At 41.5% G+C, this 23,624-nt stretch carries 15 protein-coding genes, 5 tRNA genes and 1 pseudogene; all 21 read left to right on the top strand.

Annotation, left to right across the window (positions count from 1 at the left end):
- Positions 1-44 precede the first annotated feature (44 nt).
- The 21 genes and pseudogenes from ACOB82_RS12225 (at position 45) to ACOB82_RS12125 (ending at position 23,570) form a co-directional block, all read left to right on the top strand.
- Positions 45-120 (top strand) — tRNA-Thr (locus ACOB82_RS12225).
- 39 nt (positions 121-159) lie between these two features.
- A tRNA-Tyr gene (locus ACOB82_RS12220) sits at positions 160-244 on the top strand.
- A 30-nt stretch (positions 245-274) separates the two neighbouring features.
- Positions 275-349: transfer RNA gene (locus ACOB82_RS12215), tRNA-Gly, on the top strand.
- Between the two features lie 15 nt (positions 350-364).
- Positions 365-440 (top strand) — tRNA-Thr (locus tag ACOB82_RS12210).
- 72 nt (positions 441-512) lie between these two features.
- Positions 513-1,697, top strand: a complete 1,185-nt coding sequence (gene tuf / locus ACOB82_RS12205) for an elongation factor Tu (RefSeq protein WP_448213265.1) — start codon at positions 513-515, stop codon at positions 1,695-1,697.
- A gap of 346 nt (positions 1,698-2,043) precedes the next feature.
- Entirely contained in the window at positions 2,044-3,012 is a 969-nt protein-coding gene (locus ACOB82_RS12200; protein WP_448213264.1) for a prolyl hydroxylase family protein, read from the top strand.
- Between the two features lie 164 nt (positions 3,013-3,176).
- Positions 3,177-3,253 (top strand) — tRNA-Trp (locus ACOB82_RS12195).
- Between the two features lie 87 nt (positions 3,254-3,340).
- Entirely contained in the window at positions 3,341-3,721 is a 381-nt protein-coding gene (gene secE / locus ACOB82_RS12190) for a preprotein translocase subunit SecE (RefSeq protein WP_448213263.1), read from the top strand.
- A 3-nt stretch (positions 3,722-3,724) separates the two neighbouring features.
- The gene (gene nusG / locus ACOB82_RS12185; RefSeq protein WP_448213262.1) at positions 3,725-4,303 is read left to right on the top strand and encodes a transcription termination/antitermination protein NusG; all 579 of its coding nucleotides are present in this window, start codon (positions 3,725-3,727) and stop codon (positions 4,301-4,303) included.
- Positions 4,304-4,551: 248 nt separating this feature from the next.
- On the top strand, positions 4,552-4,980 hold the full coding sequence (gene rplK / locus ACOB82_RS12180) for a 50S ribosomal protein L11 (protein WP_448213261.1): 429 nt from the start codon (positions 4,552-4,554) through the stop codon (positions 4,978-4,980).
- Positions 4,981-4,983: 3 nt separating this feature from the next.
- Positions 4,984-5,679, top strand: coding sequence for a 50S ribosomal protein L1 (gene rplA / locus ACOB82_RS12175; protein ID WP_448213260.1), 696 nt, complete (start codon positions 4,984-4,986; stop codon positions 5,677-5,679).
- 295 nt (positions 5,680-5,974) lie between these two features.
- A complete protein-coding gene (gene rplJ / locus ACOB82_RS12170) occupies positions 5,975-6,469 on the top strand; it encodes a 50S ribosomal protein L10 (protein WP_448213259.1) in 495 nt (164 codons plus the stop codon).
- A gap of 111 nt (positions 6,470-6,580) precedes the next feature.
- A complete protein-coding gene (gene rplL / locus ACOB82_RS12165; protein ID WP_448213258.1) occupies positions 6,581-6,946 on the top strand; it encodes a 50S ribosomal protein L7/L12 in 366 nt (121 codons plus the stop codon).
- Positions 6,947-7,234: 288 nt separating this feature from the next.
- The gene (rpoB, locus tag ACOB82_RS12160) at positions 7,235-11,263 is read left to right on the top strand and encodes a DNA-directed RNA polymerase subunit beta (protein ID WP_448213257.1); all 4,029 of its coding nucleotides are present in this window, start codon (positions 7,235-7,237) and stop codon (positions 11,261-11,263) included.
- Positions 11,264-11,366: 103 nt separating this feature from the next.
- The gene (gene rpoC, locus ACOB82_RS12155) at positions 11,367-15,596 is read left to right on the top strand and encodes a DNA-directed RNA polymerase subunit beta' (RefSeq protein ID WP_448213256.1); all 4,230 of its coding nucleotides are present in this window, start codon (positions 11,367-11,369) and stop codon (positions 15,594-15,596) included.
- Between the two features lie 296 nt (positions 15,597-15,892).
- Positions 15,893-16,267: a 30S ribosomal protein S12 gene (gene rpsL / locus ACOB82_RS12150; protein WP_044842190.1), complete on the top strand. Its 375-nt coding sequence runs from the start codon at positions 15,893-15,895 to the stop codon at positions 16,265-16,267.
- Between the two features lie 75 nt (positions 16,268-16,342).
- Positions 16,343-16,816: a 30S ribosomal protein S7 gene (rpsG, locus tag ACOB82_RS12145; RefSeq protein ID WP_448213255.1), complete on the top strand. Its 474-nt coding sequence runs from the start codon at positions 16,343-16,345 to the stop codon at positions 16,814-16,816.
- Between the two features lie 163 nt (positions 16,817-16,979).
- The gene (fusA, locus tag ACOB82_RS12140) at positions 16,980-19,076 is read left to right on the top strand and encodes an elongation factor G (protein ID WP_448213254.1); all 2,097 of its coding nucleotides are present in this window, start codon (positions 16,980-16,982) and stop codon (positions 19,074-19,076) included.
- A 169-nt stretch (positions 19,077-19,245) separates the two neighbouring features.
- On the top strand, positions 19,246-20,430 hold the full coding sequence (gene tuf, locus ACOB82_RS12135) for an elongation factor Tu (RefSeq protein ID WP_448213253.1): 1,185 nt from the start codon (positions 19,246-19,248) through the stop codon (positions 20,428-20,430).
- A 176-nt stretch (positions 20,431-20,606) separates the two neighbouring features.
- A pseudogene (tnpA, locus tag ACOB82_RS12130) lies at positions 20,607-20,995 on the top strand (IS200/IS605 family transposase).
- Positions 20,996-21,395: 400 nt separating this feature from the next.
- A complete protein-coding gene (locus ACOB82_RS12125; RefSeq protein WP_448213252.1) occupies positions 21,396-23,570 on the top strand; it encodes a TonB-dependent receptor family protein in 2,175 nt (724 codons plus the stop codon).
- Positions 23,571-23,624 lie beyond the last annotated feature (54 nt).

The raw sequence follows: 23,624 nt of genomic DNA, 5'->3' as shown, positions 1-23,624 counted from the left end.
AAGCTGAAATGCATTAATCTAGAATGCGCTCCACTTAATGTAGTGCCGACTTAGCTCAGTTGGTAGAGCAACTGACTTGTAATCAGTAGGTCGCCAGTTCGATTCCGGCAGTCGGCACCATTAGTAATTCATTTATCAGTAAATGAACAAAAGGTTATTGGAGGGGTTCCCGAGTGGCCAAAGGGATCAGACTGTAAATCTGACGGCTCCGCCTTCGGTGGTTCGAATCCACCTCCCTCCACCATTTTTTGCAGAGATAGTCTGATAATAGAAAGCGGGTGTCGTATACTGGCTATTACCTTAGCCTTCCAAGCTAATGAAGCGGGTTCGATTCCCGCCACCCGCTCCATCTTTGTATAATAGTGCTGATATAGCTCAGTTGGTAGAGCGCACCCTTGGTAAGGGTGAGGTCGGCAGTTCGAATCTGCCTATTAGCACCATTTCCTTAGATCTCCTATTCCCTCGCTATCTTTTGATATTTTTTAACTTACTCTACCTTTGAGGACTTAAAAGTGGCTAAAGAAAAATTTGAACGTTCGAAACCGCACGTTAACGTTGGTACTATCGGTCACGTTGACCACGGTAAAACTACATTAACAGCTGCTATCTCTGCAGTATTAACTAAAACTTACGGTGGTGATGTACGCGATTTCGCACAAATCGATAACGCTCCAGAAGAGCGTGAGCGTGGTATTACAATCAATACTTCTCACATCGAATACGATACAGAAATCCGTCACTACGCGCACGTAGACTGTCCAGGTCACGCCGATTATGTTAAAAACATGATCACAGGTGCTGCACAAATGGACGGCGCAATCTTAGTATGTGCTGCAACAGATGGTCCAATGCCACAAACACGTGAGCACATCTTATTATCTCGCCAAGTAGGTGTACCTTACATTATTGTTTTCTTAAACAAATGTGACATGGTAGACGACGAAGAGTTATTAGAATTAGTAGAGATGGAAGTACGTGAGTTACTTTCAGAATACGATTTCCCAGGTGATGACTTACCAGTAGTTCAAGGTTCAGCATTAGGCGCACTTAACGGTGAAGCACAATGGGAAGAGAAGATTCTTGAATTAGCGGGTCACTTAGACACTTACATTCCAGAGCCAGAGCGTGCGATTGACGGTGATTTCATCTTACCAATCGAAGACGTATTCTCAATCCAAGGTCGTGGTACAGTAGTAACAGGTCGTGTTGAGCGTGGTATCATCCGTGTAGGTGACGACGTAGAAATCGTAGGTATCAAAGACACAACAACTACAACCTGTACTGGTGTAGAATTGTTCCGTAAGCTTCTAGACGAAGGTCGTGCTGGTGAGAACTGTGGTGTGTTATTACGTGGTACTAAGCGTGATGAAGTACAACGTGGTCAAGTATTATGTAAGCCAGGTTCAATCAAGCCACACACTAAGTTTGAATCAGAAGTTTACGTATTAACGAAAGATGAAGGTGGTCGTCATACACCATTCTTCAAAGGTTACCGTCCACAGTTCTACTTCCGTACAACTGACATCACTGGTGCAGTAGAGTTACCAGAAGGTGTAGAAATGGTAATGCCAGGCGACAACTTGAAGTTTGTTGTTGAGCTAATTAACCCAATCGCGATGGACGAAGGTTTACGCTTCGCTATCCGTGAAGGTGGTCGCACAGTAGGTGCTGGTGTTGTATCTAAAATCATCGAATAATCGATAGATTTTCTAGAATACACCCTGAAAAAGGTCGCGTAAGCGGCCTTTTTTGTTGTCTGAAATTTATTGTTGGTACGACCAACATCAAAGAGAATCCTGATGATTGAGCGTGTTAAGCAATTGTCAGAGTGGACCAATGTTAGCAAGTGAAGGCGAGGGGCTTTGCGACGAAGCTAACGTTGCAGAGAAGGGCTGGTGTTGTATCTGCCCTTACCTAAAGAAACGCATCGAATTTGTGTCTGAAATTTATTGTTAAACAAGAGTCGGTTGAATCGTTTTAATTCTATTGCTAGCACTTTATACTACCGTAGAATTTAAAAACCTTGCTTTGGATTAACTATCTATGTCATTACAGGAGTTGCTTGAATTAAAGCATGTTGGCCAGTTAACGCTAGCGGCCGTAATAAAACAGGCTCAAACTAATAAGCAATTCGCTGAGCAATGGCTAATTCACGTGTTACGAAGTGAGGTTGGCATTGATGAAGTACTTTTGGCCGCAAGTTATGCCGTTCATTGGCAAGTGCCAGCATTGGCAAAGCTAAATAACTATTTGGCTTCTTTGTCGATATCCAGTGAATGTGAAGATGATATTGCACTGGCAATTAAGTCCAATCAAACATTAATCGAAGGACTGCCCTTCGATGCTATTGCGCCAGTTGCAGCGTCTATTTGGCAACTGATAATAAAAACACCAAGCAGCGAGCAAGTAGATGAACACATCGCTATTTCGCAAACCGATATTGCTAAATCATTAACGGAAGAAATACAAAACGATGTTTTGCCGCTATTACGGGATGTTACTTTATTTGGCGATCAAGGTGCGGGTAGTAAAAACCAATCCATTCGTAATAACAGTCAATTTTTAACGCCGTTGCCAAACACCTCAATAGAACTAGCTATTATTGAGCGTCTAACTGCTAACGTCGTTGGCCTAGCGATGAAGTATGCCGAGCCACCTGTGGTGTTACGCTATTTACCCGGTGAATATTACAAATGGCATTATGACCATATTTACCCACATAATGAATCAATTCAGGCGCAGTTAAACCAATTTGGACAACGTATTAGAACAGGTTTGTTCAACCTAAACGATAATTTTACCGGTGGTGAAACCCAGTTTAAACAGCCTCATTATTCCATCACCCCTAAACATGGACAAATTATTAGCTTTGCCAATGTTGATGCGCAGCATAATCGATTAATCGCTAGCATTCATCGAGGCAGTGAAGTGACCTCTGGAGAAAAATGGGTAATGACACTTTGGTTTAGAGATAAACCTTTTTGGCTACGCCAAGGACTGTTAACTCAGTAAATTTTAATTGCCTTTTAGCTAAGTTAAATATTTTGGTGTTCTATTTAACAAATAGCGCTTGAGTATAGTGATTGACTGAGTATAATAGCGAGCTCACTTCTAGAGTATCTCTTAATTTTTCCCAAAACAAACTAAGAAACACTCGATAAGTGTAAACAGAATTTAGGGGTATAGTTCCAATTGGTAGAACAGCGGTCTCCAAAACCGACGGTTGGGAGTTCGAATCTCTCTACCCCTGCCAAATTTTAAAAGTACAAACTGTTGTACTGTAGACTTTGCGTAACGCGAAGGTTTGTAGTCGATTAGACGAAAATTACAGGTCGTATTTATGAATGCAAGTACAGAAAACCAAACGAATGGTTCTCTAGATGGTTTAAAATGGGGGGTTATCTTCCTTATTTTAATTGGTGCTGTTGTAGGTAACTATTATTTTGCAGATCAATCAGTATTAGTTCGTGCGATTGGTGTAGTAGCTGCGGTAATTGTGGCGGGTTTACTCGCAATGCAGACGGAAAAAGGTCGTGCAGCGGTAACATTTGCTAAAGAGTCGCGCACTGAAGTACGTAAAGTAGTATGGCCAACTCGCCAAGAAACCGTGCAAACTACGGGTATCGTATTAGTAGCAACGCTAATTATGTCGCTGCTAATGTGGGGCTTAGACTCAGTATTATTCTGGGTTGTTGGTTTTATCACTGGCTTACAGGTATAGATTATGTCTGACGAATCAATCACAGAAAACACAAACCAAGAGAATAAGCCGAAATTACGTTGGTACGTAGTTCAAGCATTTTCAGGCTATGAAGCACGTGTGCAAAAAACGCTATTAGAGCACATTGAAATTCATGGCTTACAAGACAAGTTTGGTCAAGTACTTGTACCAACTGAAGAAGTTATTGAAATGCGTGCTGGTCAAAAGCGTAAATCTGCACGTAAATTCTTCCCAGGCTATGTATTAGTTGAAATGGCAATGGATGAAGAAGCATGGCATTTAGTGAAATCTGTACCTCGCGTATTAGGTTTTATTGGTGGTACATCAGATCGCCCAATGCCGATCACCCAAAAAGAAGCTGATCGCATTTTACAGCGTCTTGAAGAGACTGATGCGCCTAAGCCTAAAACCTTATTTGAAGTGGGTGAAGTGGTACGTGTTATCGATGGCCCATTTGCTGACTTTAATGGTGTGGTAGAAGAGCTTGATTACGAAAAGAACCGCATCAAAGTATCGGTACTTATTTTTGGGCGTTCTACACCAGTTGACCTAGAATTTGGTCAAGTAGAAAAAGGCGCTTAATAGCTTTTTTCACTAAATATAACCAGTTTAGGTACTGTTTTTAGCCTAAACCGAAAAAGAACTTGAAACGGCAGCGTTGATTAATTTATAATCCGCTGCCGTTTTTATTTGGCTTTTTAAAAAGTTCAACAAAAAAACGCAGTTTTTAATCCACGGGGAGCTGAACCGTTAAGGTTCCATACTGTTTTAAAGCAGTAGCGGTGCTCAAAAGAGCAGGGCGTTTGAACCCAAACATAGGAAATTTAAAGATGGCTAAAAAAGTCCAAGCTTTAATCAAGCTACAAGTAGCTGCTGGTGCAGCTAACCCGTCACCACCAGTTGGTCCAGCTCTTGGTCAACACGGTGTGAACATCATGGAATTCTGTAAAGCGTTCAACGCAAAAACAGATTCTTTAGAAAAAGGCGCTCCAGTACCAGTAGTAATTACTGTGTACAACGATCGTTCTTTCACGTTCGAAACAAAGACTCCACCTGCATCATTCTTACTTAAGAAAGCTGCTGGTATCAAGTCAGGTTCTGGTCGTCCTAACACTGAAAAAGTGGGTACTGTAACTACAGCACAACTTGAAGAAATCGTTAAGATGAAAGAACCAGATCTTACAGCTGGCTCAATGGAAGCTGCTGTACGTACTATCGCGGGCAGCGCTCGTGCAATGGGTTTAGTGGTAGAGGACTAATCAATGGCTAAATTATCAAAGCGCGCTCGTCTTATCCGTGAAAAAGTAGACGTATTAAAAGATTATGAAATCAACGAAGCATTAACGCTTTTAAAAGAATTAGCAACTGCTAAATTTAAAGAAAGTGTTGATGTTGCTGTTAACTTAGGTATCGATGCTCGTAAATCAGACCAAAACGTTCGTGGTGCAACTGTACTTCCAAACGGTACTGGTCGTGACGTTCGCGTTGCTGTATTCACTCAAGGTGCAAATGCAGAAAAAGCGAAAGAAGCCGGTGCTGACGTTGTTGGTATGGATGACTTAGCTGAACAAGTTAAAGCAGGTCAAATGGACTTCGACGTAGTTATTGCTACTCCAGATGCAATGCGCGTTGTAGGTCAGTTAGGTCAAATCTTAGGTCCACGTGGCCTTATGCCTAACCCGAAAGTTGGTACAGTAACTCCTGACGTAGTCACAGCGGTAAACAACGCTAAAGCTGGTCAAGTTCGTTACCGTAACGACAAGAACGGCATCATCCATACTACAATTGGTAAGGTTGATTTCGACGACGCTAAGTTACAACAGAACTTAGAAGCATTATTGGAAGCGCTTAAGAAAGCAAAACCAGCAAATGCTAAAGGCCAATATATTAAGAAGATCTCTGTTTCAACTACTATGGGTGCTGGTGTATCAGTAGACCAAGGTAGCTTAAACTTCTAATCTTCTTTTTTAGAAGCTTTACAGGGGTGAAATATTGAACTATAATTTCGCCCCTTAATTTTGGTAGGAACTGTTGGAATTCTCTGTTTACAGTTAGTTTGAACAGTCCCGTCAAAGACCGTAGGTGGTTGTAGTTACTTAGTAATTAGTAACCTTAATTAATGCCTACGTAGATGGTGATTACCCAGATATTTCCTTAAATTCTGGCTCTCGCCGTAATGGCTGGGGCAGTAATTATTACTGGCCCAGAGATGTTAATACCGGATATTTCCGGTTAAACCAGGAGTTAAAGCCGATGGCTATCAATCTTGATGATAAAAAAGCAATTGTTGCTGAAGTTCAAGAAGCTGCCAATGGCGCTCAATCAGCTGTTGTTGCCGATTCTCGCGGTGTAACAGTTGAAGCAATTACTGTATTGCGTAAGCAAGCACGTGAAGCAGGTGTATGGATGAAAGTTGTCCGTAACACTTTAGCACGTCGCGCAGTAGAAGGTACTCCTTTCGAATGTTTAAAAGATTCATTCGTAGGTCCTTCATTAATTGCATTCTCAAGCGAGCACCCGGGTGCTGCTGCGCGTTTATTCGCTGATTTCGCTAAAGAAAACGATATCTTTGAATTAAAAACTGCGGCATACGAAGGTGAAGTTGTAGACGTAAATATGTTAGCTAAGCTACCTACTTACGACGAAGCTATTGCACGCCTAATGAGCGCTATGAAAGAAGCATCTGCTGGCAAACTTTGCCGCACGATTGCTGCAATTCGCGATCAGAAAGAGCAAGAAGCTGCTTAATTTTAATTGGCTCACATGTAACGAGCATAATAAGCACTTTTTGTATTTATAGTTATTTAAAACAGGTCTTACTTTTTACAAGACTGTTTATTACAAGTAGGAAATTACACAATGTCTATTTCTAAAGACGATATCCTAAATGCTATTGCTGAAATGTCAGTAATGGACGTAGTTGAATTAATCGAAGCAATGGAAGAGAAGTTCGGCGTATCTGCTGCAGCTGCTGTAGCTGTTGCTGCTGACGCTGGTGGCGCTGCTGCTGAGCAAACTGAATTCGACGTAGTATTAGCAAGCTTCGGCGCTAACAAAGTTGCTGTTATCAAAGCAGTACGTGGCGCTACAGGTCTTGGCCTTAAAGAAGCGAAAGAAGTTGTTGAATCAGCTCCTAAAGCTCTTAAAGAAGGTGTTTCTAAAGAAGAAGCAGAAGCTCTTAAGAAAGAACTTGAAGAAGCAGGCGCAACTGTTGAAATCAAGTAATCTGTCTTTTGACAGATTAGCTGCCTAATAGGCAATGGCTGGTGATTTAAACGTCACCGGCCTTTTTGCGCTAAATAACGCTATTTTTTAAAACCTAGAATAAATTAGTTTTTTTTATAAGCAAAACAGTGCAATATTAAAAGTTTAGACGCTGCCAAGTTGATTAAATATTGAGTGATTCCAGTATTTAATCAACTTGGCATTTGATGTCATAGCATTAAGGCTGCCTTAGATTTAGTCGACAAATATAAGGCAGGTTCGGTACAACCCAGCTAGCTGAGGAACCCCATGGTTTACTCTTACTCTGAGAAGAAACGAATTAGAAAGGACTTTGGTAAAAGTGCACAAGTAATGGATTATCCATTCTTGTTATCCATTCAACTCGAATCTTTTAGAAAGTTTATTGATATTGATCCAACAGGTGAAACAGGTTTAGAAGCCGCGTTTCGTTCTATTTTCCCAATTAAGGCATATTCTGGTAGTTCAGAATTACAATACGTTAGCTACCGTTTAGGTGAGCCATTATTTGACGTGAAAGAATGTCAAATTCGCGGTGTCACTTATTCAGCGCCTTTACGCGTTAAATTACGTTTAGTAATTTACGATAAAGAAGCGCCAGCAGGTACAGTTAAAGATATCAAAGAACAAGAAGTTTACATGGGCGAAATCCCATTAATGACAGAGAACGGTACGTTCGTTATTAATGGTACTGAGCGTGTAATCGTTTCTCAGCTACACCGTTCACCAGGTGTATTCTTTGATCACGACAAAGGTAAGACACACTCATCAGGTAAAGTGCTTTATAATGCACGTGTTATTCCTTACCGTGGTTCTTGGTTAGACTTTGAGTTTGATCCGAAAGATAACTTATTCGTTCGTATTGACCGTCGTCGTAAATTACCAGCATCTATTATTTTACGTGCGCTAGATTACTCTACCGAAGAAATCTTAGCCATGTTCTATAGCACTACTGGTTATGAAATCAAAGGCGACAAGCTGATCATGGAACTTGTTCCTGAGCGCTTACGTGGTGAAACTGCGACATTTGATATTAAATTGCCAAATGGTGATGTAGTTGTTGAGCAAGGTCGTCGTATCACTGCTCGTCATATCCGCACCTTAGAAAAAGAAAATGTAAATGAGTTAGAAGTACCAGCGGAATACATCGTTGGTAAAGTGCTATCTCAAGCTTATATTGACGAGTCTACTGGTGAAGTTATTGCTGAAGCGAATGCTGAAATTACCTTAGAGTTATTAGCTGAGCTAAGTCAAGCCGGCCATAAGAAACTTTCTACTTTATATATGAACGAATTTGATGTTGGTTCATATATGTCAGATACATTACGTGTAGATAGCACAACTAACCGTTTAGAAGCGTTAGTTGAAATTTACCGTATGATGCGTCCTGGTGAGCCACCAACAAAAGATGCAGCTGAAGGTTTATTCGCGAACTTATTCTTCTCATTAGAGCGTTACGACTTATCAACGGTTGGTCGTATGAAGTTCAACCGTCGTGTTGGTATCGATGAGTCAACTGGCGAAGGTACGTTATCTAACGATGACATCATCGCGGTAATGAAAACTTTAATTGCTATTCGTGACGGTAAAGGCGAAGTGGACGATATCGATCACTTAGGTAACCGTCGTATCCGCAGCGTTGGCGAAATGGCTGAAAACCAATTCCGCGTAGGTCTTGTTCGTGTTGAACGTGCTGTACGTGAGCGTTTATCACTAGGTGATTTAGACGCAGTAATGCCACAAGATTTAATCAACGCTAAGCCAATTTCTGCAGCGGTTAAAGAGTTCTTTGGTTCATCACAACTTTCACAATTTATGGATCAAAACAACCCGTTATCGGAAGTAACGCACAAGCGTCGTATCTCTGCATTAGGCCCAGGTGGTTTAACGCGTGAGCGCGCAGGCTTCGAAGTACGTGACGTTCACCCAACTCACTATGGTCGTGTATGTCCAATCGAAACGCCTGAAGGTCCAAACATTGGTCTAATCAACTCTTTATCTTGTTACGCTCGTACTAACGACTATGGTTTCTTAGAAACGCCATACCGTCGTGTTGTTGACGGCTTAGTAACCGATGACGTTGATTACTTATCAGCAATTGAAGAAGGTAACTTTGTTATCGCTCAGTCAAATGCTGCACGTGACGAAAACGGTCAACTAACTGATGACCTAGTTAACTGTCGTCACAAAAATGAATTTACTTTGATGTCTAAAGAAGCAGTTCAGTACATGGACGTTTCTCCACAACAGATCGTTTCTGTGGCGGCATCATTAATTCCATTCCTTGAACACGATGATGCTAACCGTGCACTTATGGGCTCGAACATGCAACGTCAAGCGGTTCCTACGTTAAAAGTAGACAAGCCACTTGTTGGTACAGGTATGGAAAAAATCGTTGCGGTTGACTCAGGTGTAACCTCAGTTGCTAAGCGCGGCGGTGTTGTTGAATACGTTGATGCATCACGTATCGTTGTTAAAGTTAATGAAGATGAAATGATCCCAGGTGAAGCGGGTATCGACATCTACAACTTAACAAAATACACACGTTCTAACCAAAACACATGTATTAACCAACGTCCAAATGTTCACATGGGTGAACCAGTGGTTCGTGGTGATGTACTTGCTGATGGCCCATCAACTGATATGGGCGAATTAGCACTTGGTCAAAACATGCGTATCGCGTTCATGCCTTGGAATGGTTACAACTTTGAGGATTCAATGTTGTTATCTGAGCGAGTAGCTCAAGAAGACCGTTTCACAACGATTCACATTCAAGAATTAAGCTGTATTGCTCGTGATACTAAATTAGGTTCAGAAGAAATTACTTCTGATATTCCTAATGTTGGTGAATCTGCATTAAGCAAACTAGATGAATCTGGTGTTGTTTATATCGGTGCTGAAGTAAAAGGCGGCGATATCTTAGTAGGTAAAGTAACGCCTAAAGGTGAAACGCAACTTACACCAGAAGAAAAACTTTTACGCGCTATTTTCGGTGAGAAAGCAGCAGACGTTAAAGATAGTTCATTACGTGTACCTAACTCAGTTTCAGGTACTATTATCGATGTTCAAATCTTTACTCGTGACGGCGTTGAGAAAGACAAGCGTGCATTAGAAATTGAAGAAATGCAGCTTAAGCAAGTTAAGAAAGACTTAGGCGATGAATTCGCTATCTTAGAAGACGGCATTTATGCTCGTGCTAAGAAATTATTACTTTCTGCTGGCATGAATGAGTCTGACTTAAACAGCATGTCTCGTGACAAGTGGTTAGTACAGAACTTATCTGACGAAGGCACGCAATCTGAGCTTGAGCAAATTGCCGAGCAATACGATGCAATCAAAGCTGAGTTTGATAAGAAGTATGAAACTAAGCGTCGTAAGATCACTCAAGGTGATGATTTAGCACCAGGCGTACTTAAAATAGTTAAAGTTTACTTAGCAGTTAAGCGTCGCATCCAACCAGGTGATAAAATGGCCGGTCGTCACGGTAACAAGGGTGTTATCTCAAACGTTGTTCCGGTAGAAGATATGCCATACGACGAGAACGGTGTACCAGTTGATATCGTACTTAACCCGTTAGGTGTACCATCACGTATGAACATCGGTCAGATTTTAGAAACTCACTTAGGTATGGCAGCACGCGGTATCGGTGAGAAGATCAACCGTATGCTTGAAGAACAACGTGAACTTGCTAAGTTACGTGACTTCTTAAAAGAAGTTTACACCTTAGGTGAGTCTCGCCAGGAAGTGGATATTGATAACTTCTCTGACGACGAAGTATTACGTTTAGCTGATAACTTACGTGCAGGTCTTCCAATTGCAACTCCTGTATTTGACGGTGCAAGTGAGCGTGAAATTAAAGACTTATTCAAGTTAGCGGACATGCCAGAAAGCGGCCAGTTCACTTTAACTGACGGTCGTACTGGACGTAAATTTGAACGCCCTGTAACGGTAGGTTACATGTACATGCTGAAACTAAACCACTTAGTGGATGACAAGATGCATGCGCGTTCAACAGGTTCTTACAGTCTGGTTACTCAGCAACCACTTGGTGGTAAAGCTCAGTTCGGTGGTCAGCGTTTCGGTGAGATGGAGGTATGGGCACTTGAAGCATACGGTGCTGCCTACACGTTACAAGAAATGCTTACGGTTAAGTCGGATGACGTTAACGGTCGTACTAAGATGTACAAAAACCTTGTTGACGGCGATCACCGTATGGAACCAGGTATGCCTGAATCGTTCAATGTATTGCTTAAAGAGATCCGCTCTTTAGGTATTAACATTGAGCTAGATGCAGAATAACTGGCCAAGCAAGAGCTAAAACGCTGACAATAGTCAGTACACGTAGAGAGCAGAAGCAGATATTCTGCTCTCTATCAAGGTTAACTCCGACAGGAGATAGAGTGTGAAAGATTTACTTAAGTTTCTTAAGCAACAAAATCAAACGGAAGAATTCGATGGCATCCGCATCGGATTAGCATCGCCAGACCTGATTCGTTCTTGGTCATTTGGTGAAGTTAAAAAACCTGAAACTATTAACTATCGTACGTTCAAGCCGGAGCGTGACGGTTTATTCTGTGCGCGTATTTTCGGCCCAGTAAAAGACTACGAATGTCTTTGTGGAAAATACAAGCGCCTTAAGCACCGTGGTGTTATCTGTGAAAAATGTGGCGTTGAAGTTACATTAACCAAAGTACGTCGTGAGCGTATGGGTCACATTGAATTAGCCAGCCCGGTTGCGCATATTTGGTTTTTAAAATCATTACCATCTCGTATCGGTCTATTATTAGACATGACATTACGTGATATTGAGCGCGTACTTTACTTTGAATCATACGTGGTAACTGAGCCAGGTATGACTTCACTTGAAAAGAGCCAAATTCTTACAGAAGAAGAATACCTAGATGCACTAGAAGAGCACGGCGATGAGTTCGATGCGAAGATGGGTGCTGAAGCGGTATTAGCGCTTCTTCAACAAATCGATCTTGAAGGTGATATTGCGCAAATGCGTGAAGAGCTACCTGAAATCGGCAGCGAAACTAAGCGTAAGAAAATCACTAAGCGCCTTAAATTAATGGAAGCATTCGCCCAGTCAGGTAACAAGCCTGAATGGATGATTATGTCGGTATTACCAATTCTTCCACCAGATTTACGTCCACTAGTACCACTAGATGGCGGTCGTTTTGCGACTTCAGATCTGAATGATTTATATCGTCGCGTAATTAACCGTAATAACCGTTTGAAGCGTTTATTAGACTTAGTTGCACCAGACATTATCGTACGTAACGAAAAGCGTATGTTACAAGAGTCAGTTGATGCGTTATTAGATAACGGTCGTCGTGGTCGTGCAATTACTGGTTCAAACAAGCGTCCATTAAAATCGCTTGCTGATATGATCAAAGGTAAGCAAGGTCGCTTCCGTCAAAACCTTCTTGGTAAGCGTGTTGACTATTCAGGACGTTCTGTAATTACCGTAGGTCCTACATTACGTTTACACCAATGTGGTCTTCCAAAGAAAATGGCTCTTGAGTTATTTAAGCCATTCATCTACGGAAAATTAGAAGCACGTGGTTTAGCAACAACGATTAAAGCGGCTAAAAAATTAGTAGAGCGTGAAGGCGCAGAAGTATGGGATGTATTAGACGAAGTAATTCGTGAACATCCAGTAATGCTTAACCGTGCACCTACACTTCATAGACTTGGTATTCAAGCATTCGAACCTGTACTTATCGAAGGTAAAGCGATTCACTTACACCCATTAGTGTGTGCGGCGTATAACGCTGACTTCGATGGTGACCAAATGGCGGTTCACGTACCGTTAACATTAGAAGCACAGCTAGAAGCACGTGCATTAATGATGTCAACGAACAACGTACTTTCTCCTGCTAACGGTGACCCAATCATCGTACCATCACAAGACGTTGTATTAGGTCTTTACTACTTAACACGTGATCGTGTTAACGGTTTAGGTGAAGGCATGGTATTAGCAAGTGCCGCTGAAGCTGAAAAAGCTTACCGCACTGGTGCTGCAGAATTACATGCTCGCGTTAAAGTTCGTATTACTGAGCACGTTCGCAATGACGAAGGTGAGTTAGTTGCAACTACAACTTTACGTGATACTACGATTGGTCGTGCAATTTTATGGCAAGTTTGTCCTAAAGGATTACCGTTCGAAGTTATCGATCAACCTCTAGGCAAGAAGCCAATTTCTCGCTTAATTAACCATGCATACCGTAACTTAGGTCTTAAAGAGACTGTAATCTTTGCTGATCACATTATGTATACTGGTTTCCACTATGCGATGATCGCAGGTGCGTCAGTTGGTATCGACGATATGGTAATTCCAGATGAGAAGTACACTATCATCGAAGGTGCAGAAGAAGAAGTTGCAGAAATTCAAGCCCAGTTCGAGCAAGGTCTTGTAACTGCCGGTGAGAAATACAACAAAGTAATCGATATCTGGTCATCAGCTAACGAAAAAGTTTCAAAAGCGATGATGGACAACTTATCGAAAGAGCAAGTTGAAAACCGTGACGGTGAGATGGAAGAGCAAGACTCATTCAACTCAATCTTCATGATGGCTGACTCGGGTGCTCGTGGTAGTGCCGCTCAGATCCGTCAGTTAGCGGGTATGCGTGGTCTAATGGCAAAACCAGATGGTTCAATCATCGAAACGCCAATTACTGCAAACTTCCGTGAAGGTCTAAACGTATTACAGTACTTCATCTCAACTCACGGTGCGCGTAAAGGTCTTGCCGATACGGCACTTAAAACGGCTAACTCGGGTTACTTAACACGTCGTCTTGTTGATGTAGCGCAAGATTTAGTTGTAACAGAGCATGACTGTGGCACTGAAGAAGGCCTATTAATGACACCACTAATTGAAGGTGGTGATGTTGTAGAACCATTACGTGAGCGTGTATTAGGTCGTGTTGTTTGTGAAGACGTATTAGTTCCAGGTTCTGAAGATGTATTACTTCCACGTAACACATTGATTGATGAAAAACTGTGTGACTTATTAGAAGAACACTCAGTTGACCAAGTTAAAGTACGTTCAATTATTACTTGTTCTACAGACTACGGTATCTGTGCTCACTGTTACGGCCGTGACTTAGCACGTGGTCATATGATCAACCAAGGTGAAGCGATTGGTGTTGTAGCTGCACAATCAATCGGTGAACCAGGTACACAGTTAACCATGCGTACGTTCCACATCGGTGGTGCGGCATCTCGTGCGTCAGCTGAGAACTCTGTACAAGTTAAGAATACTGGTACCTTGAAGTTACAAAACGCTAAGTTTGTTCACAACAGTGACAACAAAGTAGTTATTACTTCACGTTCATCTGAATTAACAGTTATCGACGAATTAGGTCGTGAAAAAGAGCGTTATAAAGTGCCTTACGGTGCGGTACTAGGCAAGCAAGATGGCGAAGCTATCGAAGCGGGCGAAGTAGTTGCAAACTGGGATCCACATACGCATCCAATCATCACGGAAGTAGCGGGTAAGATCAAATTTGTTGACCTTATCGATGGTTTAACCATGACACGTCAAACTGATGAATTAACTGGTTTATCTAGCACGGTTGTTACTGACGCTAGCCAACGTAGCTCTGCGGGTAAAGAAATGCGGCCAATGGTTAAGCTAGTTGATGCTAAAGGTAATGACGTAATGATTGCAGGTACTGATATTCCTGCACAATACTTCTTACCAGGTAACGCGATTGTTAACCTAGAAGATGGTGCAGAAGTTGGTATCGGTGACGCATTAGCACGTATTCCACAAGAGTCGTCGAAAACTCGTGATATTACCGGTGGTCTTCCACGTGTTGCTGACTTATTCGAAGCGCGTAAGCCTAAAGAGCCTGCAATTCTTGCTGAGAAGACTGGTATCATTGGTTTCGGTAAAGAAACTAAAGGTAAGCGTCGTTTATTAATCACGCAACAAGATGGTAGCGTATACGAAGAGATGATTCCAAAATGGCGTCAACTTAACGTGTTCGAAGGTGAATCAGTGCTTAAAGGTGAAGTTATTGCCGATGGTCCAGAGTCACCACATGACATCTTACGCTTACGTGGTGTAGCTGATGTTGCTAACTACATCGTAAACGAAGTACAAGACGTATACCGTTTACAAGGTGTAAAAATCAACGACAAGCACATCGAAGTTATCGTACGTCAAATGATTCGCAAGTGTGAAATCATTGATGCAGGTGATTCAGAATTCTTAAAAGGCGAACAAGTAGAAGTGGCACGCGTTAACATCGCAAACCGTGAACTTGAAGCGCAAGGTAAGCAACCAGCTGAATACGAAATGCAAATGATGGGTATTACTAAAGCCTCACTTGCTACAGAATCGTTTATTTCAGCGGCGTCGTTCCAAGAAACAACGCGTGTTCTTACTGAAGCAGCTGTTGCTGGTAAGAAAGATGGCTTACGTGGTCTGAAAGAAAACGTTATTGTTGGTCGCTTAATTCCAGCTGGTACTGGTTATGCGTATCACCAAGATCGCATTCGCAAACGTAATGCTGCACTTGAGCAAGAGACAACGGTTTCAGCCGATGAAGCTGCACAAGCATTAACTGATGCCCTAAATGCAGATATGGAAGCAAATGATCAAAACGATCCAGTTTTGTAATCATTAGTTAACCTTTCATTAAAAGCCGCTATTTATTATTAAATAGCGGCTTTTTTATTACCTACTTTTTATAAAAACAGTGAGTTTTTAATAAAAAGGATCTAAATCCCGCTGTTTAACCGATCCTCTACTTGTTTTGCTTGACAGCTTAAAGCTTGACCATTAGAATTCTGCGACCTTTTAATCTGTGCCTCGTTGCGCGGTTTTTAAAAGGATTGATTTTTACACGTTTATGAGAGTGTGTTTTTAGCATTATGCGCTAGTAGCACACAGTTTTAACTTAATCAGGAGCTATAATGGCAACTATTAACCAATTGGTACGTAAACCACGTGTCAGACAAGTTGCAAAAAGTAACGTTCCAGCGTTACAAGCTTGTCCACAACGTCGTGGCGTATGTACTCGCGTATATACAACTACGCCTAAGAAACCAAACTCAGCACTTCGTAAAGTTGCTCGTGTTCGTTTAACTAACGGTTACGAAGTAACTTCATACATTGGTGGTGAAGGTCACAACTTACAAGAGCATAGCGTAATCTTAATCCGTGGTGGTCGTGTTAAAGACTTACCAGGTGTACGTTATCACACCGTTCGTGGTGCACTAGATTGTTCTGGTGTTAACGATCGTAGACAAGGCCGTTCTAAATACGGTGCGAAGCGCCCTAAATCTTAACGGTTTCCGTGAAGTAAGGCCAAATTTAAATTTTAACAATTTTGGGAAATCCCTGAATTAAACGGAGAATTCAAGATGCCAAGAAGACGCGTCGTAGGGCAACGTAAAATATTGCCAGATCCTAAGTTCGGTAATGAACTTTTAGCAAAATTCATCAACATCCTTATGGTTGATGGTAAAAAAGCTGTTGCAGAAAAAATCGTTTATGATTCATTAGACATTTTAGCTGAGAAACAAAGTGATAAAGAACATTTAGAGCTTTTCGAAATCGCTCTAGATAACATTCGCCCACAAGTAGAGGTTAAATCTCGTCGTGTTGGTGGTTCTACTTACCAAGTTCCAGTTGAAGTTCGTCCAGTGCGTCGTAACGCGCTAGCCATGCGCTGGTTAGTTGAAGCAGCTCGTAAACGTGGTGAAAAATCAATGGCTCAGCGCTTAGCTAACGAAATGTTAGATGCGTCTGACAACAAAGGCTCTGCGGTTAAGAAACGTGAAGACGTTCACCGTATGGCTGAAGCGAACAAAGCGTTCGCACATTACCGCTGGTAATAAAAATGAGCGTAGTGACATATTTTTGTCACTACGCTTTTCTATACTTAAAATTTGATTAACTTTAGAAAAAGCTTAATTCGTACTGAATTAAATCGTCATCTAAGTTTGAGCCGTTTCTAAAGTTAGTTTTAGGCAACACCTAAAAACAGAGGAATATAAAGTGAGTCGTACGACACCTATTGAGCGTTATCGAAATATTGGTATTTGTGCTCATGTTGATGCAGGTAAAACAACCACTACAGAACGCGTATTATTTTATACTGGTCTTTCGCATAAGATCGGTGAAGTGCATGATGGCGCAGCCACCATGGACTGGATGGAACAAGAACAAGAGCGTGGTATTACTATTACCTCTGCGGCAACAACTTGTTTCTGGAAAGGTATGGATGCTCAATTTGATGATCATCGTATCAATATCATCGATACTCCAGGCCACGTTGACTTTACCATTGAAGTAGAGCGTTCTTTACGTGTACTTGATGGCGCTGTACTAGTGCTTTGTGCCTCATCAGGTGTACAACCTCAAACAGAAACCGTTTGGCGACAAATGGAAAAATATCATGTACCACGCATGGTATTCGTTAACAAAATGGACCGTATGGGTGCCAATTTTCTTAACGTTGTTGGTCAAATCAAAAACCGTTTAGGCGCGAATGCGGTACCAATGCAATTGGCGATCGGTAGCGAAGAAGATTTCACTGGTGTTGTAGATCTAGTGAAAATGAAAGCGATTAATTGGAATGAAGCTGATCAAGGTATGACCTTCACTTATGAAGACATTCCAGCTGACATGGTCGAGCTTGCTGAAGAATGGCGTGAAAATTTAGTATCAGAAGCGGCAGAAGCCTCTGATGACCTAATGGAAAAATACCTTGAAGAAGGTGAGCTTTCAGAAGAAGAAATTAAAGCAGGTCTTCGCCAACGCACGCTAAATAATGAAATCGTTTTATGCGCTTGTGGTTCAGCTTTTAAGAACAAAGGTGTACAAGCCGTACTTGATGCGGTAGTTGAATACTTGCCTGCACCAACAGAAGTTGCTGCGATTAAAGGTATTAATGAAGACGAATCTGAAGGCGTTCGTGAAGCAGATGATAATGCGCCGTTCGCTGCACTAGCATTTAAAATCGCGACTGACCCATTTGTAGGTACGTTAACTTTCTTCCGCTGTTATTCTGGTGTGGTTAAAACGGGTGATGCTGTTTATAACCCAGTTAAAGAAAAGAAAGAACGATTTGGTCGTATTGTGCAAATGCACTCTAATGATCGTCAAGAAATTAAAGAAGTTCGCGCGGGTGATATTGCCGCGGCTATCGGCCTTAAAGATGTCACCACAGGTGACACCTTATGTGATCCAAATCACATAATCACGTTAGAACGGATGGAGTTTCCAGAGCCGGTTATCTCGGTGGCAGTAGAGCCTAAAACTAAAGCTGACCAAGAAAAAATGGGTATTGCTTTAGGTAAGCTAGCCGCTGAAGATCCGTCGTTCCGCGTTGAAACTGATGAAGAATCAGGACAAACCATTATTTCTGGTATGGGTGAGCTACACTTAGATATCATTGTTGATCGCATGATGCGTGAATTTAAAGTTGACTGTAACGTTGGTAAGCCGCAAGTAGCCTATCGTGAGTCAATTCGTAAAGCAGTGCAAGTTGAAGGTAAGTTTGTTCGTCAGTCTGGTGGTCGTGGTCAATTTGGTCACGTTTGGCTGAAGATGGAGCCGCTCGAAGGCGATGGCTTCGAATTTGTTAATGAAATTGTTGGTGGTGTGGTTCCTAAAGAATACATACCAGCAGTTGAAAAAGGTTGTAAAGAGCAAATGGAATCAGGCGTATTAGCCGGTTATCCTTTGCTTGGCGTTAAAGTCACATTATATGATGGTTCATTCCACGATGTTGACTCTAACGAAATGGCGTTTAAAATTGCCGCATCAATGGGTTTCAAGAAGGGCGCAATGGAAGCAAATCCTGCGTTACTTGAGCCAATGATGAAGGTAGAAGTAACAACGCCAGAAGAGAACATGGGTGATGTGGTAGGCGACTTAAATCGTCGTCGCGGCATGATCGATGGTATGGACGAAGGCCCAGCAGGTATGAAGCTAGTGAATGCATTAGTGCCGCTTGCAGAGATGTTTGGCTACGCAACTGATTTACGTAGTGCAACACAAGGCCGCGCCTCCTACTCTATGGAGTTTTCTAAGTATGCTGAAGCTCCAAAAGCAGTAGCTGACACAGTTATTGAATCTCGAGGTGGCTAACTTTTATCGAGTTAGTTATCTTGCGCTTACGCGATAGTGCTCAAGGCACTGGCATTGTTTTGACAACAGATATCTGTTTCTCTAAAATACGTGCCTTGCTGCTCAGTGGTCAACAGTCGCTAAGTGCTAAAAAATAAATTTAATTGGTAATCTTTAAGGTACATTTAAAATGGCTAAAGAAAAATTTGAACGTTCGAAACCGCACGTTAACGTTGGTACTATCGGTCACGTTGACCACGGTAAAACTACATTAACAGCTGCTATCTCTGCAGTATTAACTAAAACTTACGGTGGTGATGTACGCGATTTCGCACAAATCGATAACGCTCCAGAAGAGCGTGAGCGTGGTATTACAATCAATACTTCTCACATCGAATACGATACAGAAATCCGTCACTACGCGCACGTAGACTGTCCAGGTCACGCCGATTATGTTAAAAACATGATCACAGGTGCTGCACAAATGGACGGCGCAATCTTAGTATGTGCTGCAACAGATGGTCCAATGCCACAAACACGTGAGCACATCTTATTATCTCGCCAAGTAGGTGTACCTTACATTATTGTTTTCTTAAACAAATGTGACATGGTAGACGACGAAGAGTTATTAGAATTAGTAGAGATGGAAGTACGTGAGTTACTTTCAGAATACGATTTCCCAGGTGATGACTTACCAGTAGTTCAAGGTTCAGCATTAGGCGCACTTAACGGTGAAGCACAATGGGAAGAGAAGATTCTTGAATTAGCGGGTCACTTAGACACTTACATTCCAGAGCCAGAGCGTGCGATTGACGGTGATTTCATCTTACCAATCGAAGACGTATTCTCAATCCAAGGTCGTGGTACAGTAGTAACAGGTCGTGTTGAGCGTGGTATCATCCGTGTAGGTGACGACGTAGAAATCGTAGGTATCAAAGACACAACAACTACAACCTGTACTGGTGTAGAAATGTTCCGTAAGCTTCTAGACGAAGGTCGTGCTGGTGAGAACTGTGGTGTGTTATTACGTGGTACTAAGCGTGATGAAGTACAACGTGGTCAAGTATTATGTAAGCCAGGTTCAATCAAGCCACACACTAAGTTTGAATCAGAAGTTTACGTATTAACGAAAGATGAAGGTGGTCGTCATACACCATTCTTCAAAGGTTACCGTCCACAGTTCTACTTCCGTACAACTGACATCACTGGTGCAGTAGAGTTACCAGAAGGTGTAGAAATGGTAATGCCAGGCGACAACTTGAAGTTTGTTGTTGAGCTAATTAACCCAATCGCGATGGACGAAGGTTTACGCTTCGCTATCCGTGAAGGTGGTCGCACAGTAGGTGCTGGTGTTGTATCTAAAATCATCGAATAATCGATAGATTTTCTAGAATACACCCTGAAAAAGGTCGCGTAAGCGGCCTTTTTTGTTGTCAATTTTTAAACCGCCTCCTATGGATATGGTGACCGTTCAGTCGGGGGCTTTGCCCGTAAAGTGGCCATGTTAAATACTATTTTTGTTTGTAACCTGCAAATGAAAGAGTAAATAACATGAGCAGATATGAACAAGCATCACACGTGTTCTATCTATGTCAGTATCACATCGTTTGGACGCCTAAGTATAGGTTTAAAATTTTAAAAGGTAAGCTTGGAAAAGAGGTTTATCAAAGCATTTACGTCTACTGCAATATGAAGAAATGTTACATTGTGGAGCTAAATGTGCAGATAGACCATGTTCACCTTTTAGTTCGAACTCCACCAAGTTTGAGTGTTTCAGAGTTGGTGGGTATGTAAAAGGTCGAGTGACAATCCGAATATTTGCTAAATTTCCATACTTACGAAAGAAAAAACTATGAGGTAATCATTTCTGGCAAAGAGGATACCTTGTTGATTCGGTTTGGCGCTAACGACGCAATAATAAAAGGTATGTAAAATACTAAGACAAAGTTGCTAAAGAGGAGGAAGAGTGTCAATTACTACTAGATGTTGATGAATAAAAAAGCTCCCTTACATGGAGCCGTGTCAAAGACATCTACTATGCAGGTGGATTTTTAAATTTGCTCAAAAAGGCAACAATAATTAATTTGCTACGACTTTGGAAGTGGAATTCCCATCCCTTAAACATCTTGCCATCATCTTCATGCTTTATCCAACATGCACCTGTATTCACCTCTGAGTATAGTTTCTGAGTTTTAAACAACGCTAGTTAGCTAAATTTAAGACTCATTACTAATAATTTGATCTGAATCACAAATAAAATGGAAATGACATTGATTCTCATTACGAGTTCTGTTTTAATGTCGCAATAAATTAATAATCATCTTATTTAGAGTATTACCAATGGCTTCTAATCAAATATTCAAACCTGCGCTGGTAGCCGCAGCAATTACTTCTGCTATTTCATTTTTAGCGTTAGCTGATGACACCGCGGATGATATTGAACATTTATCAATTTTTGGTCACGCTAATTCAGTCAATAATATTCCCGGCAGTGCCCATCATTTAAATCAAGAAGAACTAGAGCGATTTGACTACACAGATATTATGCGTACTTTAACAACAGTGCCAGGTGTGTATGTGTTAGAAGAAGATGGCTATGGTCTACGTCCTAACATAGGAATGCGAGGCACAGGACAAAACCGTAGTGAAAAAGTAACAATTATGGAAGATGGTGTTTTAGCGGCACCAGCACCATACTCTGCACCTTCGGCATACTACTTCCCAACCGCTGGCCGCATGCAAAGCGTTGAGGTGCTAAAAGGCACGTCTAGTGCGATATTTGGTCCTCGCACAACCGGTGGCGTAGTTAACATGTTATCGCGACAAATTCCTACTGAATCTTTAGCAGGGCGTTTAGCTTTGCAAGCGGGCGAAGATGGCTTTGCTAAAGTGCATGGCTATGTTGGAGGCAGCGGTGAACAAGTAAGTTCAGTTTTTGAAGTATTTCATTATCAAGCTGATGGCTTTAAAGATATCAATTACAGTGATGCTGAAACAGGTTTCAAGAAAAACGATATTTTAGCCAAGGTTAAAGTTAATTCTAAAAAGTCAGCTAAGTACTATCAGGAATTAGAATTTAAATTGAAGTATGCAGATGAAAGCTCTGATGAAACCTATATGGGGTTAACTCAACATGATTTTGATCAAAACCCTTATACTCGTTATTCGGCTTCACAATTAGATAACATGAGTACTGAACATAAGCAGCTGCAAATTAATCACAGTATTGATATATCAGCGCGCTACTCTTTAGGCACAACGGCTTACTACAATGATTTCAAACGCAATTGGTACAAAACAAGCAAGGTAAACGGTTTAAGTTTAGGTTCTGGTGGCATTGAAGCAGCAGCTGAATTTGATACTGACTCAATAATTGGAAATTTAGCCGTTGATGTTAAGGCAAATAATCGTGCATATTTGGCGCAAGGTATTCAATCGACACTATTTGCGGATTTAAATGATCACCAAGTCAAATTTGGTGTTCGATATCATGAAGACGAGATGGATCGATTCCAGTGGGTTGATAAATATACTATCGACCAGAACTATGACATGACGCAAACAAGTGCGGGCATTCCTGGAACGGATTCAAATCGCATTGATAGTGCTAAAGCTTTAGCCATATTTGTACACGACGAATATACAGTTGGAGATTTTGTCATTAATGCGGGTTTACGCTTTGAAGATATGAGCATTGAACGGAACGACTGGGGTAAGTCTGACCCTGGTCGTAATGGTATTTCATCACATAAGAAGAATGACACTGATGTATGGTTACCTTCCTTGGCATTAACTTATAAGCTAAATCAAGATCTTGTTTTACTTGGAGGCATACAGAAAGGCTTTGCGCCACCAGCGCCGGGCAATGACTCTGCCGAAAGCGAAGAAAGCATTAACTACGAGTTCGGGTTGCGTTTTAATCAAAACAATATGAGCGCAGAAGCAATAGCGTTTTACTCTGACTACTCTAATATGCATGGCAACTGTACTGCTAGCCAAGGTTGTGAGGATGATAATATAGGCAACCAATATAATGCTGGTGAAGTTGACGTTAAAGGCCTAGAGGTCAAAGCCGGATACCTAGCTGATTTAGGCAATTTGGCTATGCCTGTAAACCTTACTTATACATATACCGATACTGAGTTTAAGAATGACTTCTCTTCAGACCTCGAAACCTGGGGAGATGTATTGGTTGGTGATGAGTTACCCTATGTTCCTGAAAACCAGTTACAACTAACCGTTGGTTTGGAAGCTAATAACTGGCGCGCTGATGTACTAGCTCGTTATATGGGTAAAATGCGTACTAAAGCAGGCCAAGGAAGCTATAGCCAAGACGATATAGAAAGCAGAACAGTTATAGATTTTGCTGCTCACTATGCTTTTGCACAACGTCAACAGGTTACATTTAATATAGATAACTTATTAGATGAAGAGTATGTAACAACTAAAACACATGGTTCGATTATGGTAGGTAAACCACGTACTATGACAGTTGGCTATAAGTACGAATTCTAAGTTGCTTAAGTGCAAACAAAAAACCGCTATATGGCGGTTTTTTTATGTCTGTTA

It is taken from the genome of Colwellia sp. MEBiC06753, from assembly GCF_053470325.1.
The sequence above is the reverse complement of the archived record's forward strand: the minus strand, read 5'-3'. Positions and strand labels throughout refer to the sequence as shown.